The sequence below is a fragment of the Pseudomonas sp. FG13 genome (assembly GCF_057809755.1).
Map to the genome: position 1 here is coordinate 66,525 of NZ_JBMDKO010000024.1, position 15,864 is coordinate 82,388.

General features: G+C 60.8%; 15 protein-coding genes. 8 read left to right on the forward strand and 7 right to left on the reverse strand.

The genetic code is table 11. From position 1 onward, the window contains the following. The first annotated feature begins 102 nt into the window (after positions 1-102). Genes ACODTO_RS18970 through ACODTO_RS18985 form a run of 4 tightly spaced genes read left to right on the forward strand, consistent with a single transcriptional unit; the run spans position 103 to position 5,217 of the window. Positions 103-585 (forward strand): formate dehydrogenase subunit gamma, encoded by a 483-nt coding sequence (locus ACODTO_RS18970; protein WP_041020039.1) that lies wholly within the window; start codon positions 103-105, stop codon positions 583-585. Next, a complete protein-coding gene (locus tag ACODTO_RS18975; RefSeq protein WP_489106898.1) occupies positions 579-2,138 on the forward strand; it encodes a formate dehydrogenase beta subunit in 1,560 nt (519 codons plus the stop codon). Before ACODTO_RS18970 ends, ACODTO_RS18975 begins: the two co-directional genes overlap by 7 nt. Continuing rightward, positions 2,135-5,011 (forward strand): formate dehydrogenase subunit alpha, encoded by a 2,877-nt coding sequence (gene fdhF / locus ACODTO_RS18980; RefSeq protein ID WP_175362841.1) that lies wholly within the window; start codon positions 2,135-2,137, stop codon positions 5,009-5,011. Before ACODTO_RS18975 ends, fdhF begins: the two co-directional genes overlap by 4 nt. Next, a complete protein-coding gene (locus ACODTO_RS18985; RefSeq protein ID WP_139649983.1) occupies positions 5,008-5,217 on the forward strand; it encodes a formate dehydrogenase subunit delta in 210 nt (69 codons plus the stop codon). The genes fdhF and ACODTO_RS18985 overlap by 4 nt, the downstream gene beginning before the upstream one ends. A 67-nt stretch (positions 5,218-5,284) precedes the next feature. Here the strand turns inward: ACODTO_RS18985 and ACODTO_RS18990 are convergent, their stop codons facing one another. The 4 genes from ACODTO_RS18990 to ACODTO_RS19005 form a co-directional block, all read right to left on the reverse strand. Beyond that, positions 5,285-5,980: an OmpW/AlkL family protein gene (locus ACODTO_RS18990; protein ID WP_464711725.1), complete on the reverse strand. Its 696-nt coding sequence runs from the start codon at positions 5,978-5,980 to the stop codon at positions 5,285-5,287. 409 nt (positions 5,981-6,389) lie between these two features. Then, positions 6,390-7,529: an epoxide hydrolase family protein gene (locus ACODTO_RS18995; protein WP_489106899.1), complete on the reverse strand. Its 1,140-nt coding sequence runs from the start codon at positions 7,527-7,529 to the stop codon at positions 6,390-6,392. A gap of 13 nt (positions 7,530-7,542) precedes the next feature. Further along, positions 7,543-7,992, reverse strand: a complete 450-nt coding sequence (locus ACODTO_RS19000) for a GNAT family N-acetyltransferase (protein WP_464711728.1) — start codon at positions 7,990-7,992, stop codon at positions 7,543-7,545. A gap of 120 nt (positions 7,993-8,112) precedes the next feature. Next, on the reverse strand, positions 8,113-8,901 hold the full coding sequence (locus tag ACODTO_RS19005; RefSeq protein ID WP_464711730.1) for a nucleotidyltransferase domain-containing protein: 789 nt from the start codon (positions 8,899-8,901) through the stop codon (positions 8,113-8,115). Positions 8,902-9,124: 223 nt separating this feature from the next. Here ACODTO_RS19005 and ACODTO_RS19010 point away from each other — a divergent pair, with 223 nt between their 5' ends. After that, positions 9,125-9,397: a hypothetical protein gene (locus ACODTO_RS19010; RefSeq protein WP_464711731.1), complete on the forward strand. Its 273-nt coding sequence runs from the start codon at positions 9,125-9,127 to the stop codon at positions 9,395-9,397. Positions 9,398-9,655: 258 nt separating this feature from the next. Next, the gene (locus ACODTO_RS19015; RefSeq protein WP_489106900.1) at positions 9,656-10,159 is read left to right on the forward strand and encodes a DUF6998 domain-containing protein; all 504 of its coding nucleotides are present in this window, start codon (positions 9,656-9,658) and stop codon (positions 10,157-10,159) included. Positions 10,160-10,205: 46 nt separating this feature from the next. On the opposite strand, the gene ACODTO_RS19020 is transcribed toward ACODTO_RS19015, so the two are convergent. After that, complete coding sequence (locus ACODTO_RS19020; protein ID WP_139649976.1) at positions 10,206-10,490, reverse strand: hypothetical protein; 285 nt, start codon at positions 10,488-10,490, stop codon at positions 10,206-10,208. A 182-nt stretch (positions 10,491-10,672) separates the two neighbouring features. Here ACODTO_RS19020 and ACODTO_RS19025 point away from each other — a divergent pair, with 182 nt between their 5' ends. Further along, on the forward strand, positions 10,673-11,368 hold the full coding sequence (locus ACODTO_RS19025; protein WP_489106901.1) for a tRNA (adenine(22)-N(1))-methyltransferase: 696 nt from the start codon (positions 10,673-10,675) through the stop codon (positions 11,366-11,368). Here ACODTO_RS19025 and ACODTO_RS19030 read toward each other — a convergent pair. After that, complete coding sequence (locus ACODTO_RS19030) at positions 11,349-12,611, reverse strand: acyl-CoA dehydrogenase family protein (protein WP_489106902.1); 1,263 nt, start codon at positions 12,609-12,611, stop codon at positions 11,349-11,351. The genes ACODTO_RS19025 and ACODTO_RS19030 overlap by 20 nt on opposite strands. Positions 12,612-12,984: 373 nt before the next feature. Between ACODTO_RS19030 and sfnG the strand changes: the two genes are divergently transcribed. Beyond that, positions 12,985-14,079 (forward strand): dimethylsulfone monooxygenase SfnG, encoded by a 1,095-nt coding sequence (gene sfnG, locus ACODTO_RS19035; protein WP_175386545.1) that lies wholly within the window; start codon positions 12,985-12,987, stop codon positions 14,077-14,079. 50 nt (positions 14,080-14,129) lie between these two features. Here the strand turns inward: sfnG and ACODTO_RS19040 are convergent, their stop codons facing one another. Further along, a complete protein-coding gene (locus ACODTO_RS19040; protein WP_139649968.1) occupies positions 14,130-15,233 on the reverse strand; it encodes a sigma-54 interaction domain-containing protein in 1,104 nt (367 codons plus the stop codon). Positions 15,234-15,864: the final 631 nt, after the last annotated feature.

Here is a 15,864-nt window from a genome sequence, read left to right on the forward strand (position 1 = left end):
GGGCGACCGGACAACCACGCTTCCGTGACGTGGCCGGACGCCGCAGCCAAGACTCCGGACGACTGCCTTCAGCAGTGTCGTTCGAGATGCCGAGGTAAGTTTATGCCCGATGAGACGCTTCACCTGCCTCTGATTCAACGTGTATTGGAGCGCGAAAAGGACACCCCCGGTGCCTTGCTGCCGATTCTTCATGCCATCCAGGAGGGCTGCGGGTACGTTCCCGACGCGGCCGTCCCGGAGATCGCCCATGCCCTCAACCTCAGTCTGGCTGAAGTGCGCGGCGTTATCAGTTTCTATCACGATTTCCGTACCACGCCGCCCGCACGCCATACCTTGCGTCTTTGCCGGGCGGAGTCGTGCCAAAGCATGGGGGCCGAACAGTTGGCTGCCCAATTGCGCGAACAACTGTCTCTGGACGATCACGGCACCAGCGCCGATGGCAGCATCAGTTTGCGGCCGGTCTATTGCCTGGGGGCCTGTGTCTGCTCGCCGGCCCTGGAGCTGGATGGCCAGTTGCACGCACGGCTGACGCCTGAGCGCCTGCGCGAGCTGGTCAATGGCTGCCTGGAGGAAGGCACATGCTGAAGCTCTGCATTCCCCGCGATTCGGTAGCCCGCGCCGTCGGCGCGGACACGGTGGCCGTCGCGCTGATGCGCGAGGCCGAGCGGCGGCAGTTGCCGCTGGAGGTGCAGCGCACCAGTTCCCGTGGCCTCTATTGGCTGGAACCGCTGCTGGAGCTGGAAACCACCAGCGGCCGGCTGGGCTTCGGCCCCGTCACACCGGCGGACGTGCCTGGGCTGCTCGACGCCCTGGCAGGCGAGCCCGGCAACCATCCATTGGCCCTGGGGCCGGTGGAGGACATCCCTTATCTCAAGAGCCAACAGCGCCTGCTGTTCGCTCGCGCCGGTATCACCCGGCCGCTGTCGGCGGATGACTATCGCGCCCATGGCGGCTTCCAGGGCCTGGCTCGCGCAATCCAACAGGATGGCGCGCAAGTGGTGGCCAGCGTGCTCGACTCGGGCCTGCGCGGCCGGGGCGGCGCGGCGTTCCCGGCGGGCATCAAGTGGCGCACCGTGCGCGATGCGCCGGGTACGCAGAAATATGTGGTGTGCAACGCCGACGAAGGCGACTCCGGCACATTCGCCGACCGCATGCTGATGGAAGGCGATCCGTTCCTGCTGATCGAAGGCATGATCATTGCGGGTATCGCGGTAGGCGCCACCATGGGCTACATCTATGTGCGCTCGGAATATCCGGACGCTGTCGCGACGTTGAACGATGCCCTGGGCATCGCCCGCGAGGCCGGCTACCTGGGCGCCAACGTGGCGGGCAGTGGCCGTGCTTTCGAACTGGAAGTCCGGGTGGGCGCCGGTGCCTACATCTGCGGCGAAGAAACCGCCCTGCTGGAGTCCCTCGAAGGCAAGCGGGGCACGGTTCGCGCCAAGCCGCCGTTGCCTGCGCTGCAAGGCCTGTTCGGGCTGCCAACCCTGGTTCACAACGTGCTGACCCTGACTTCGGTCCCGGTGATCCTGGAGAAGGGCGCCCAGTTCTACCGCGACTTCGGCATGGGCCGTTCCCTGGGAACGATGCCGTTCCAACTGGCCGGCAACATCCGCCATGGCGGCCTGGTGGAGCGCGCCTTCGGCCTGACGCTGCGCGAGCTGGTGGAAGAATATGGCGGTGGTACCGCCAGCGGCCGGCCATTGAAGGCCGCCCAGGTGGGTGGCCCGCTGGGTGCCTGGGTGCCACCTTCGCAGTTCGATACACCGCTGGATTACGAGGCGTTTGCCGCCATGGGCGCGATGCTTGGCCACGGCGGCGTGGTGGTGGCCGATGACAGCCTGGACATGGCGCATATGGCCCGTTTCGCCCTGCAGTTCTGCGCCGAAGAATCCTGCGGCAAATGCACGCCGTGCCGGATCGGCTCCACCCGTGGGGTGGAAGTGGTGGACCGGCTGCTCGCCAGCACCGATGCCGGTGCCCGCCAGGAACAGGTCCTGTTGCTCCAGGACCTCTGCGACACCCTGCAATACGGTTCGCTCTGTGCCTTGGGTGGGATGACCTCCTATCCTGTCGCCAGCGCCCTCAAGCATTTTCCTGCCGACTTCGGTCTGGCGACCACGGAGGCCGACCAATGATCAATATCTTCGATCCCGCCAGCGATATCGACCTGGGCACCCCCGAACGCGAAAGCGAGGTGCAAGTCAGCCTGAGCATCGACGGCCGCGAAATCAGCGTTCCCTCCGGTACCTCGGTGATGCGCGCCGCGGCATTGCTCGGCACCACCATCCCCAAACTCTGCGCCACCGACAGCCTGGAACCGTTCGGCTCCTGCCGCATGTGCCTGGTGGAGATCGACGGCATGCGCGGCTATCCGGCCTCGTGCACCACGCCGGTCACCGAAGGCATGGTGGTGCGCACCCAGACCTCCCGACTCGCCGGCTTGCGGCGTAACGTGATGGAGCTGTACATCTCCGACCACCCGCTGGACTGCCTGACGTGCTCGGCCAACGGCAACTGCGAATTGCAGACAGTGGCGGGGCAGGTCGGCCTGCGTGAAGTGCGCTATGGCTATGAGGGTGACAACCACCTGGCCGAAACGAAGGACGTTTCCAACCCTTATTTTGACTACGACCCGAGCAAATGCATCGTCTGCAACCGCTGCGTGCGGGCCTGCGAGGAAACCCAAGGCACTTTCGCACTGACCATCACCGGACGCGGCTTCGATTCGCGGGTGGCGGCCGCTGGCGGTGACAACTTCCTCGACTCTGAATGCGTGTCCTGCGGCGCCTGTGTGCAGGCCTGTCCGACGGCCACGCTGATGGAAAAGAGCGTGGTGGAAATCGGCCAGCCGGAGCGCAGCGTCATCACCACCTGCGCCTACTGTGGTGTCGGGTGCTCGTTCCGCGCCGAAATGAAAGGCGACCAACTGGTGCGCATGGTTCCGGACAAAAACGGCCAGGCCAACCACGGCCATTCCTGCGTCAAGGGTCGTTTCGCCTGGGGCTACGCCACTCACCCGGATCGCATCACCAAGCCGATGATCCGCAAGCACATCAACGATCCGTGGCAGGAAGTCAGCTGGGACGAAGCCGTCAACTACGCGGCCAGTGAATTCCGTCGCATTCAGTTGAAATACGGCCGCGACTCCATCGGCGGCATCACCTCCAGCCGCTGCACCAACGAAGAAACCTACCTGGTGCAGAAGCTGGTGCGTACCGCCTTCGGCAACAACAACGTCGACACCTGCGCCCGGGTCTGCCATTCGCCGACCGGTTATGGCCTCAAGCAGACACTTGGCGAGTCCGCCGGTACCCAGACCTTCGATTCGGTGATGCTGGCCGACGTGATCCTGGTGATGGGCGCCAACCCGACCGATGCCCACCCGGTGTTCGGTTCCCAGCTCAAGCGTCGCCTGCGCCAGGGTGCGCGGCTGATCGTCATCGATCCACGGCGCATCGACCTGGTGGATTCGCCCCATGCCCGCGCCGACCTGCACCTTCAACTTCGCCCGGGCACCAACGTGGCGATGCTCAATGCGCTGGCCCATGTGATCGTCACCGAAGGACTGGTCAACCAGCCTTTCGTCGACGAGCGCTGCGAGGCCGCGGACTTTGCCCGCTGGCGTGACTTCGTCAGCTTGCCGGAGAACGCGCCCGAGGTCCTGGGCCCGGTGTGCGGCGTGCCTGCCGAGCAGATCCGCGCCGCCGCACGGCTCTACGCCACTGGCGGCAACGCAGCCATCTACTACGGCCTCGGCGTTACCGAGCATAGCCAGGGCAGTACGTCGGTGATGGGCATCGCCAACCTTGCCATGGTCACCGGTAACATCGGTCGCGAAGGCGTCGGCGTGAACCCGTTGCGCGGGCAGAACAACGTGCAGGGCTCCTGCGACATGGGCTCGTTCCCCCACGAGCTGCCCGGTTATCGCCACGTCTCCAACGATGTGGTACGCGCCCAGTTCGAGCAGGCCTGGAACGTGACTCTGCAACCCGATCCGGGGCTGCGCATTCCGAACATGTTCGAGGCGGCGCTGGATGGGTCCTTCAAGGCACTTTATTGCCAAGGCGAGGACATCGCCCAGAGCGACCCGAACACCCAGCACGTGACCGCGGCCCTGAGCGCCCTGGAATGCGTGGTGGTGCAAGACATCTTCCTTAACGAGACGGCGAAGTTCGCCCACGTATTCCTGCCGGGCAGCTCGTTCCTTGAGAAGGACGGTACCTTCACCAACGCCGAGCGCCGTATCTCGCGGGTACGCAAGGTGATGGAGCCCCTGGCAGGCAAGGCTGACTGGGAGGCCACCATGGCCCTGTCCGAAGCCCTGGGCTACAAGATGAACTACAAGCATCCTTCCGAGATCATGGATGAAATCGCCCGCCTGACGCCGACGTTCACCCGGGTCAGCTACGCCGAACTGGATCGCCATGGCAGCCTGCAATGGCCGTGCAACGATGACGCGCCGGACGGTACGCCGATCATGCACATCGACGAGTTCGTCCGTGGCAAAGGGCGCTTCATGCTCACCGGCTACGTGCCGACTGACGAGAAGGTCAACAGTCGCTATCCGTTGCTGCTGACCACCGGACGTATCCTCAGCCAGTACAACGTAGGTGCCCAGACTCGTCGCACCGAAAACGTCGCCTGGCACGAGGAAGACCGGTTGGAAATCCATCCGAGCGACGCCGAGAGCCGCGGTATCGTCGAGGGCGACTGGGTCGGCATCGGCAGCCGCGCCGGGCAAACCGTGCTGCGGGCCAAGGTCTCCGAGCGGGTGGCGCCAGGGGTGGTCTACACCACCTTCCACTTCCCGGAATCGGGTGCCAACGTGATCACCACCGACAACTCCGACTGGGCCACCAACTGCCCGGAATACAAGGTGACGGCGGTGGAAATCGTGCGGGTCAGCCAGCCTTCGGAATGGCAGAAACGCTACCAGGCTTTCAGCGATGAACAGGGGCGTCTGCTGCGCGAACGTCGTCATGCCGAGAAAGCCGAGGTGCGTCGATGAGTACCGAAAGCCTGATCAAGATGGCCAACCAGATCGGCCAGTACTTCTCCAGCGAGCCGGACAGGACACTGGCGGTGAATGGCGTACGTCAGCATATCCAGAATTTCTGGACGCCGGTCATGCGCAATCAGCTGATGAAGTGGCAGGTGGAAAACCCCGGCGATGGGCTGCACCCGCTGGTGCAGGCGGCGTTGACGGAATCCTAGCGCAAAGGTTCGGTGCGCAGCCCTGGTCGGCTGCGCACCGTTCCCCGGGCACAGAGGGCTGCTGTGTTCAGAATTTGTAACCCAGCCCAACCATGTACACGAAAGGGTCCACCTCGACATTCACTTTGGACCTGACCCCAAGCGTTGTATTGCTTACATAGGCATCGGTCTCGATGTCGATATAGCGCATCTGTGCGTTGAGCATCAGGCGATCGGTGAGCATGTAGTCTGCGCCCGCCTGGGCTGCCCATCCCCAAGAATTGCTGGCGTGAAACGAGTCGAAGCCTGCTGCGCTGGCGCGGCTGCCGACGCTTTCATCGTAGACCCAGGTGTAATTGATACCAATGCCCAGGTAGGGCTGGAAGGCTGCCTTGTTGTCGAGCGGGTAGTAGATCAGGCTCACGGTTGGCGGCAGATGCTTGAGGGATCCCAACTTGCCATCGGCAATGCCACCGGAGGTGCCGGAGATATTCACGTCGTGTTCGAATGGCGTCGCCGCCAGCAGCTCGACGCCTAGGTGGTCGGTGATCATGTAGGCGAAATTCAGGCCCAACTGGGTGTCGCTGTTCAGGCTCGCCTTGCCGCCCAGGTCGGTACCGGCGAGGCTACCGCGATCGACGCGCACGCTGGAGCTGCTTTCCCGAGGGTCGACGGTCACGGCTCCCGCGCGGATCAGAACATCGCCCGCTTCGAAAGCCTGGGCGGTGGTGGCCGACATCACCCCGATCAACAGGGCGGTGTTCAGAAGATTCGATTTACGCATGCATCACTCCACAATTCGAACGAAGGCCATCCAGCTCGAACCGCGGACGGTTCCAGGTGGTGCCGGAGATTCGAGTATCGAAAACCCCTGGCGGATGAACATCGGCCGATTGGCATAGTGTGGTGGGTGATGTGTTTCAGTCCTTGTCAGCCTGCGAGAAGATCTCAGAGGACAAAGTCCTTCATTCCCCGCCAATCCCCTGTGGGAGCGAGCAGGCTCGCTCCCACAGGTTTGCCTTCCTCGTCACGGTGGTGATTGCCTACAAGATTGTTCGAACAATCAGTTCCGTCACTAACACCCGGATCTCCGTGGGAGCGAGCCTGCTCGCGATGGCGCCGGGTCAGCTTGCATCGAGGTTGAATGTGTCGCCGTCATCGCGAGCAGGCTCGCTCCCACAGAGGCGCAGCAATCAGCGCAACGCCCGAAAGAACGCCCTGATATCCGCCGCCAGCAACGCCGGCTGCTCCAGCGCCGCAAAGTGACCGCCACGGGGCATCGTGGTCCAGCGCTCCACTGTACAGCACCGCTCCACCCAGCTTCTTGGCGGCATGGGCAGTTCCTTGGGAAACAACGCGACCCCGACCGCAGGCTTCACCCGCGTCCCGCTGTTGAACTGCAAGGGACGCTTGCTGCCTTCCACGTACTGACGAAACGACGAGCCAATGCAGTTCGTCAGCCAGTAGAGCGTCACATTGGTCAGCAGCCAGTCACGGTCGATGGCCGGGTCGGTATCGCACCAGGCCAACAGCTTTTCCCCCATCCAGGCCAACAGTCCGGCCGGTGAATCGTTCAAGCCCACGGCCAGGCTCTGGGGTTTGGTTCGCTGCAGGTGGGCGTATGCGCCTTCGGCATCGCCAAATGCGGCGGCGCGCTGGAGGAAAAGCGTTTCCTCCGCTGTTTGCGGCGGCTCGGTTTCGCCCAGGGGAGGGCGGTAGGAGCCCGGAATGTAATTGAGGTGAATCCCTGTCACCTGCTCGGGAAACCGCACACCCAGCCAGGTCGAGACACCCGCGCCGATGTCCCCGCCTTGGGCGCCAAAGCGTTCATAACCCAGCCCGCCCATCAAGGCGTGCCACAGCCCGGCAATCTCATAAGGCCCCATACCTGCTTGCATGAACGGCGCGGAAAAGGTGTAGCCGGGCAGCGACGGCACCACCACATGGAACGCATCCGCCGGGTCGCCACCGTGACTGGCCGGGTCCGTCAGCAGCGCAATGATGCGCTGCATCTCGATGAACGAACCGGGCCAGCCGTGGGTCAGGACGAGCGGCATCGGATCCGGCCCGATACCGCGTTGATGAACAAAGTGAACCCGTTGCCCGCCGATGTCGGCGACAAACTGCGGCAAGCGATTGAGCTCAGCCTCCCGCGCGCGCCAGTCGAACCCGGTCGACCAGTAAGCAAGCAGATCGCGCAGCACGCTCATGTCCATGCCTTCGCTCCGGCCTTGATCGAGCAAGGGCTCGGGCAGCCGTGTATTGCGCAAGCGATGGCGCAGGTCTTCCAGGGCGGGCTCGGAGATGTTGATGGAGAAGGGTTCGATGAGCATGGTCTTTGCCTGGCTATTTTGTCGGGGTCAATGACTTCCCATGTGTAGCAAAATCATCCCGTATTGGCTGGAACCCACAGCGAAGGTAAAACGCGGCACCCTCTGGTGTGTCCGTGGATAGGCGTACCGTACGAAATTGCTGGGTTGCGTGTTCCAGAAGGTAATTGACCAGGAACCTACCCACATTCTGACCTCTTGATGCAGGCGCGACATAAACCCTGCGCAATCTTCCGGTGTCTGACCCGGCATAAGGATCATAGGAAAGGCCACCGACAGCGATCAGTTGATCGTCGCGAAAGGCACCAAAAAATCCCTCGCCGGACCGATCAAATTGGTTCACGCCGCTTTCCCACTCTGCAATCAAGCGCGTCAGGAACCTGAAACCTTCCGCAACCGCTTCTGCTTCTAACATCTGAACGCCAGGAGAGAGTGCGCAGATCGGCTGTATTGACAGTCTGTTCATAACCGGTTCGTCGTTGCGGTCCAGGGTTGCCTATTGACCTAAGGTGTGATCACACGCCGTCGTAGCTTGTTGGTTGCCCGCATCCTGCCTCAATACGGGAATATTGAAAAAGGCTGCTCATCATCCCCAGGTCTCTTCCAGCACTGAACGAAACAGCTCTGAAAGCAAGGGTTCGACTTCTTTGCGTTCGCTACGGGTCGGCTTGATGGCCTCAAGACGAAGCAGCTCGCGTTCGATGAACTGTTGGATGGGCATGACCTGCGGGGACAGCCCCAATTCTGGAGATGTGCGTTTGATTGCCAGCAGGTCGTCGATCGCACTCTGGAGTTCTGATTGCCCCTCGATGACCGTTCGCAGCGTGTCAAACTCAATGGGAGCAGGTGTATTGAATTTCTCCAGCCATCGCACCGATAACAAGGGTCGCAGCACGTAAAAGTATTTCTTCAGCGGCACTTGAGGGGCCTGCAAGTACCCCCGATAGTTAGTCTTGGCCATGCTGCGATAATGATAGATTCCACTTTCGACCGAATACACCTGTGGCAGCAGGGCCTTGGCTCGTTCGTGAAAAGATCCTGAGTGTTCATAGACAATGGTGGACTGCAGCCATTCGACGAAGCCTGGATTGGACTTCCAGAACAGCCGCAATGCCTTGCGCAGGTCCCAGCCATTGATGTCCATATCGTCGACGATGGGGTATTCGATGACGTCGCGTCGTTCCTCGAGTCCGACAGAGAGGTACCATTCAGGCTTGTTGACGTAGATGAAGCGGGCGTCGTAATCGCTGTTGGGCGAGGCGAACCCCCAGGCACGACTGCCTGACTCCACGGCGAGTAGGACCTTCGCTTCATGCTCACTCTCAGCACGACGAAGACGACTTCGGACTTCTTCCTGAACGACCACGGAAACCATGAGCAAACTCTAGATCGGATGATGTTGACCGCATCCTACCCATTTATGCCGGAGGCGCACAAACAAAGGCTTCCCAATCGTCTTTCAGGCGCTTGAGAAGCCTTGGCCATAATTGCTATTACTCCGCAGCCTTGAGCGTATTGATCTGAACGAGAAGAACTGCCGGCGGTTTCTACACACAGGTCATAGGCTTCCAGGTAAAGGTACACCTTAGCTGATTTCCATGCGTTATCCGAGTGGTGAGCGTTGCCAGTTGGTCTGGATTGAGCAGCTCGGCGCGCACGGCATCAACAAATCGGGTGAGTTATTCTGGGTTCAATGCATTCTCAAGTGGTTGAGCAGATGTCGACAACAAGTGCTGGCTACTGATGCGATAAATCTGGCGGGTACTGGCTTGGCGGGTAAAGCAACTGACTTCCACGTGCTCGAACTCGCGATTTTAAGGTTTGCCGTCATTGCCATTAAGGCGCAAGTGTCCCTAGTGGTAGATGGCTGACAGATTTGCCGAGCATTGAAGGCAGCGACGCGGCACCCTCGATCCTGGGTAGATGAAGCATGGACATCCCTGTGTCTGGATGGTGATGATGGGCACCACGCGAGACAGTGAATGCCATCTCTCAGGCGCTTTTTTCTGGCTGCGAAGCCTAAGGGATTTGGTTGTTTTGGCTGGCAAGATCTGAAGCATGCAGCGCTACGGTCCAGATCGGTACTTCACAATAGACATCTGGAAATTGCCATAAAGGAGAAGGTTTGAATGGATGGAAAAGAGCCCGTATTGCAGTTACCCGAGGTGATACGCGATTTATGGAAGGCACAACAAGCACTGGTTAATCACTATTCGAGTACGAGACTGAAGTTCACTCTCGACGGGCGTCTGGTGGGCGACATCGCAGAAGCTTTGGCACTGGAGTACTTCGACCTCGTGCTGCCACCTAAACGTACAGGTGGTGTGGATGCGTTGACTCGAAATGGAAGGACCGTACAAGTGAAGGCAACGGGTAGGATCAATTCGGGACCCGCTTTTACACCGGGAGTGGGCTTTGCCGACCACCTGCTCTTTTTTAGAATCGACTTCACGTCGAACACTGCATCAGTGGCCTATAACGGGCCAGAGGCTCCTGTCCGGAGTTTGTTGCCTAAAGAAGACTGGAAAGGAACGAAGGTGATCGCCCTCAGGGACGTCCAGAAACTGGCTGCACAGGTAATCCGTGAGGACTTTCTTCCATTCAGATCCTCCATGGACGAGAGGGCACTGTAAAGGTGAAGTTTTCGACGGGCACGACCTGCTAACTTATGACCATTGCTCAGCCACAAACGCGATACCTGATCTCCCGATCAAACGAGTCGTCAGGGTTCTCATAAGCTTCAAGCGTTTTCAGAAATCCCATTTGCTCAAGACCCGCCAGGTCTTCGAGCGACCATCCAAACGGAAAGTCGCCGGAAACGTCTTCGCCCTGGCATTCGACCCAGTGGTAGACCCCGAACGGGATGTAGCCGAGCCACTCCGACTGATAGACGATTTCGTCGGACTTTCGGGCTTTCATCACTGCTGCGATCAAGTCTCTGATGATTGCTTGACGGTCATTCATGGCGGTTTCTCATCTGGTTTATTGACCTGGCGGTGGGCCAGGAGCGGTTATAGGTGCGCAGGCTGGTGTTGTCAAAGTCACGACCCTGGTCACATAAATTTGAAATGCACCGTGTAGCCCGACAGAATCGCAGCCCGATCCGGCCAACGCTGTCGGACGCTTGTGGTGTTAAGGGGTTGCGGTTGAACGAACAGACATTGTCCATGCGCCTGGAGCGGGTGGCGGCGCAGGTGCCGGTGGGGGCGCGCTTGGCCGATATTGGCTCGGATCACGGTTATCTGCCGGTGGCATTGATGCGCCGTGGCATCATTGTCGCGGCGGTGGCCGGGGAGGTGGCGGTGACGCCGTTTCACGCGGCTGAACGGACGGTTCGTGAGAATGGCCTCGAACCATGGATCACCGTGCGCCTGGCTGATGGCCTGGCGGCAATCGAGCCGGGTGACGGGATCACGGCGGTCAGCTTCTGTGGCATGGGCGGCGAGACGATCCGCGACATACTGGAGCGCGACAGGTCGCGATTGAGCGGCCAGGAGCGTCTGATCCTGCAACCCAACGGCGGTGAGCAACCGCTGCGCCTGTGGTTGATGGAAAACGGCTACCGCATTCTCGATGAGGAAGTGTTGCGGGAGAACCGCTTCGACTATGAAATCATCGTCGCCGAGCGCACCGGGCCGGTGATGTACAGCGCCGAAGAACTGTACTTCGGCCCGTTGCTGATGGAGGCACGCACCCCTGCTTTCCTCGGTAAGTGGCAGCGCAGGTTGCGCCAGAAGCACAAGACCCTGCAGGGCTTCGCCCGGGCGCGACAGGCCGTGCCCGAGGAAGTGGTGCAGGATCTCGTCCGACAGATCGACTGGATCAGCGACTTGCTGCGTTGACCTCGCGCTGCACTCCGCCGCCAATCTGCCAGACATACGGCGGCTCCGTACCATTGATCGTCCAATCGCCAATGATGCGTTCCTTGTAGATCAGCGGGTTGTGCGAGGCCGCAGTGCGCGCATTGCGCCAATGGCGGTCGAGGGCCTTTGCGGTGCTGGTGGCCGATGCACCGAGGGCGTTGAACAGATCGCTGGTGGCGCGCAGTACCAGTTCGGCGATGGCGACTTGGGCCTGGGCCGATTCCAGTTCGGCGGCGATGTTGGCCTGGTGTTCGATATCGGCATTGTGGCCGAAGCGGCTTTCATAGGCGCGTTGCGAGGCCTGCGCAGCGCGTAGGGCGGTGGCTTCGGCCGCGTAGACTTGGGCCGAGGCCTTGCCCACCACTTGCTGCACCTGCACGTCCTGGCTGACCTGACTGGCATTGCCGGTGCTGAAGATCCGCGTGCGTTTCTGCACCTGTTCGGTGATGTCGCGGACCGCTGCGCGGCCAGAGCCAGTCAGCACGGCCAGCAAGACCAATTGATAGAACGCGGTCTGGTATTTGAAACGCGTGGAAAAGTCGATGAGGTTTTCTGCCTCGACCACGGCATTCTCGAACACCGACGTGCCGCTGCCGGTGGTGCGTTGGCCGAAGCCGTCCCAATCATCGATTTGCCGGACGCCCGGTTGCTGGACACGAACAGCGGCGATCACGTCGGTGCCGTTGTCGTCGCGCTGGGCATACAGGTCGATCCAGTCGGCGAAGATGCTGCCGGTGCTGTAATACTTGGTGCCGTTGACCACCCATTGATCGCCTTGGCGAGAAACCCGGGTACCGACCTGGCCGATTTTCACGTCGCCGATTTCGGTCCAGGCATTGCCTACCAGTTCACCGGCCACGAAGCGTTTGAACCATGTGTCCTGGGCACTGCCAGCATGGGCGTTGAGACGATCCTCGACAAAGGCGAAATGACCGCGCAAAGCCTGGGGCAGGTTGGAATCGGCTTCGGCGAGCTCGATCAGCAGTTGCAACAACTGCGGCAACGAAGCACCGGCGCCGCCATGTTCGACGGGCACGCGCACGGCACCGAAGCCTGCTTCCTTCAGCCATTTGACCTGCTCATAGGGCAGGCTGCGGGACTGTTCACGCTCCAGCGCGCCGGCCTGGATACGCGCGAAGATCGGCCGGAAGCGCTCGGCCAAGGCCTCGTAGTCGGTGCCGGTGGAAAGGCGATGGGGCAGATGTTGTTGCTGTGCGGTCATGGCGAAGTTCCTTCTGATGACGAGAGGGGCGGGCAGGAAGAACCTGCCGCTGCAGCACCGGTATTGCACGCTCCATGCCCAACACCGAAAGCCCGTGGAGCCGGGGGATTGAGGCCGCTATTCGAGTGAAGGTGCTGTCGTCCTGCGGGCAATGTGTTGCCTGGCTGTGTGCTTGCCAACAGTTGCACTCGTAAACCGTGACGCCCTTGGTGTTGGCCTGGCAACAGCGGATCAATAACCTGTCTGCCGGGTGACAGTGAAGGGGATGCGGTTTTTCTGATAATGCATTGATTATAAAAGAAAAAAGTCGTTGGCACGGTTGCTGCTCAATGCCTTGTGCAGATTCATTTCAACAAGCCGTGGAGTACATACAATGAGCCAGGACACGATCAAGTTTGCCTACTGGGTACCTAACGTCAGCGGCGGGCTGGTGGTCAGCAAGGTCGCGCAGCGTACCGACTGGGGGATCGACTACAACCGCAAGCTGGCCCAGATCGCCGAGGCGGCCGGATTCGACTACGCCTTGACGCAGGTGCGTTTTACCGCCGGCTATGGCGCCGAGTACCAGCACGAATCGGTGGCCTTCAGCCACGCCTTGCTGGCTGCCACCACGCGCCTGAAAGTCATCGCGGCGGTGTTGCCGGGGCCATGGACGCCTTCGGTGCTGGCCAAGCAGATCGCGACCATCGATCAATTGACCGGCGGCCGCGTCGCGATCAACGTGGTGTCCGGCTGGTTCAAGGGCGAGTTCACCGCCATTGGCGAGCCATGGCTGGAGCACGATGAGCGCTATCGTCGTTCCGAAGAGTTCATCACGACGCTCAAGGGCATCTGGACCACCGACAACTTCACGTTTCGCGGTGACTTCTACCGCTTCCATGACTACACCCTCAAGCCGAAACCCTTGCAGCAGCACCCGGAAATCTTCCAGGGCGGCAGCTCCCGTGCGGCGCGGGACATGGCTGCGCGGGTGTCCGACTGGTACTTCACCAATGGCAACACCGTGGAGGGCGTCAAAGCCCAGATCGATGACATTCAGGCCAAAGCCGCCGCCAACAACCACAAGGTCAAGGTCGGGATAAACGCCTTCGTCATTGCGCGCGACACCGAAGAAGAGGCGCATGCGGTGCTTGCGCAAATTATCGATCAGGCCGATCCGGAGGCGGTGAGTGCCTTTGGTGACGCGGCGAAACAGGCCGGCAAATCCAGCCCGGAAGGTGAAGGTAACTGGGCCAAGTCCAGTTTCGAAGACTTGGTGCAGTACAACGATGGCTTCAAGACCAACCTGATCGGCACGCCGCGGCAGATCGCCGAGCGCATCGTCGCGCTCAAGGCTGTGGGTGTCGACCTGGTGCTGGCGGGCTTCCTGCACTTTCAGGAAGAGGTCGAGTATTTCGGCCGTAGGGTCCTGCCGCTGGTGCGCGAGTTGGAACAGCGCAAGGTTGCGAGAACAGCGGCGGTTGCGTAGACGCGGCGACATGGCGCGCGAGGGCTCTATCCTCAAGGGCTGATGCAGGATCAGGTTGAAAGATTGACCACTTGGCCGTTCAGCGTGCTCAACGTTGGACGGCGCTTGTTGACCACCAATTCGCCGATCCTGATCAGCGCCGTGCGTGTGACATTGCGACTCAGGCCGAGCAGGGCGGCGGTGTGGACCTGATTGCAATGCGCATATCGGTAGGCGGCGCGCAGCAGGGCCGTTTCGACCTTCTCATGTAAATTGCCGTGCTCTTGCTCAAGCAGCTTTTCAAAGGCTTTCTGCAAGAGCGTCTCGGCATTTTGAGGGGGGCTATCCGCGGGTGTGCTCTGGCGGTCGATGCGGAAGTTGGACAGGTGCAGGTCCTGGACGCCAATCAGCGATCTGCGGCAAATCAGCAGCGTGTGATGGATGACATTTTCCAGCTCGCGGATGTTGCCCGGCCAGGAGTAATCGAGCAGTTTGCGCTCTGCCTGCGCATCCAGCGCGACCTCGCCGTAACCCAGCTTGCGACTGTATTCGGCGATGAAGTGGTGTATCAACGGCAGGATGTCACCGGGGCGCTCGCGCAGCGGTTTGAGAACAAGGCTGACCACATTGAGGCGGTAGTAGAGGTCCTCGCGAAAGTGGCCGGCGTTGATGGCTTTTTCCAGTTGCACGTTGGTGGCCGCCAGTACGCGCACATTGATCTTGATACTCTTGCGTGACCCCAGGCGGACCACTTCACGCTCCTGCAAGACCCTGAGCAGCTTGACCTGGATCGGCAGAGGCAGGTCACCGATTTCATCCAGGAACAAGGTGCCGCCGTCCGCTTCTTCGAACCAGCCGGCCTTTGCGGTCAACGCGCCGGTGAAGGCGCCTTTTTCGTGCCCGAACAGCTCGGCTTCCACCAGCGTCTCGGAGAACGCCCCACAGTTGACCGCAACGAACGCCTTGTCCCGGCGGGCGCTGAGATTATGGATGTGCCGGGCGACCAACTCCTTGCCCGTACCGGTCTGGCCGATGATCAGCACACTGGCATCGCTGGGGGCCACTTGTTGCAAATGAGCCAGCAGGGCCTGGGAGCTCGGGTCTTCAAAGACCTGGGCCGTGGCACGAATCGACGTGGCCAGGGCTGGGGAAGGCGGAAGCGTGAGAAGTTGCATGGACGGTGACTCGTTAATGAGATCGCAGATCGGAGTGCCGGGACTCACACACCATGTTGGTCAAAGACTTAGGGGGAATCTAAATGATCTAAAAAATGTTAAATAAATAATTTTTTGTTATTTGCTTAAGGCTTAGCCTTCATTGAACCCGATGCAGGCTGACCCGACGCCATCGCGAGCAGGCTCGCTCCCACAGTGGGTTTTCGGTGGATGCAGGATTTGTGTACCACCCCGGACCCAGTGGGAGCCTGGCTTGCCCGCGATAGCGGTGGCCCAATCAATATGGAAGCGGGCAGGTCCGACGTCTTCGCGAGCAAGCCCGATCCCACAATGGATTTTCGGTGGATGCAGGATTTGTGTACCACCCCGGACCCTGTGGGAGCGAGCCTGCTCGCGATAGCGGTGGCCCAATCAACATGGAAGCAGGCAGGTCCGACGCCCTCGCGAGCAAGCCCGCTCCCACAGTGGGTTTTCGGTGGATGCAGGATTTGTGTACCACCCCGGACCCTGTGGGAGCCTGGCTTGCCCGCGATAGCGGTGGCCCAATCAATATGGAAGCGGGCAGGTCCGACGTCTTCGCGAGCAAGCCCGATCCCACAATGGATTTTCGGTGGATGCAGGATTTGTGTAC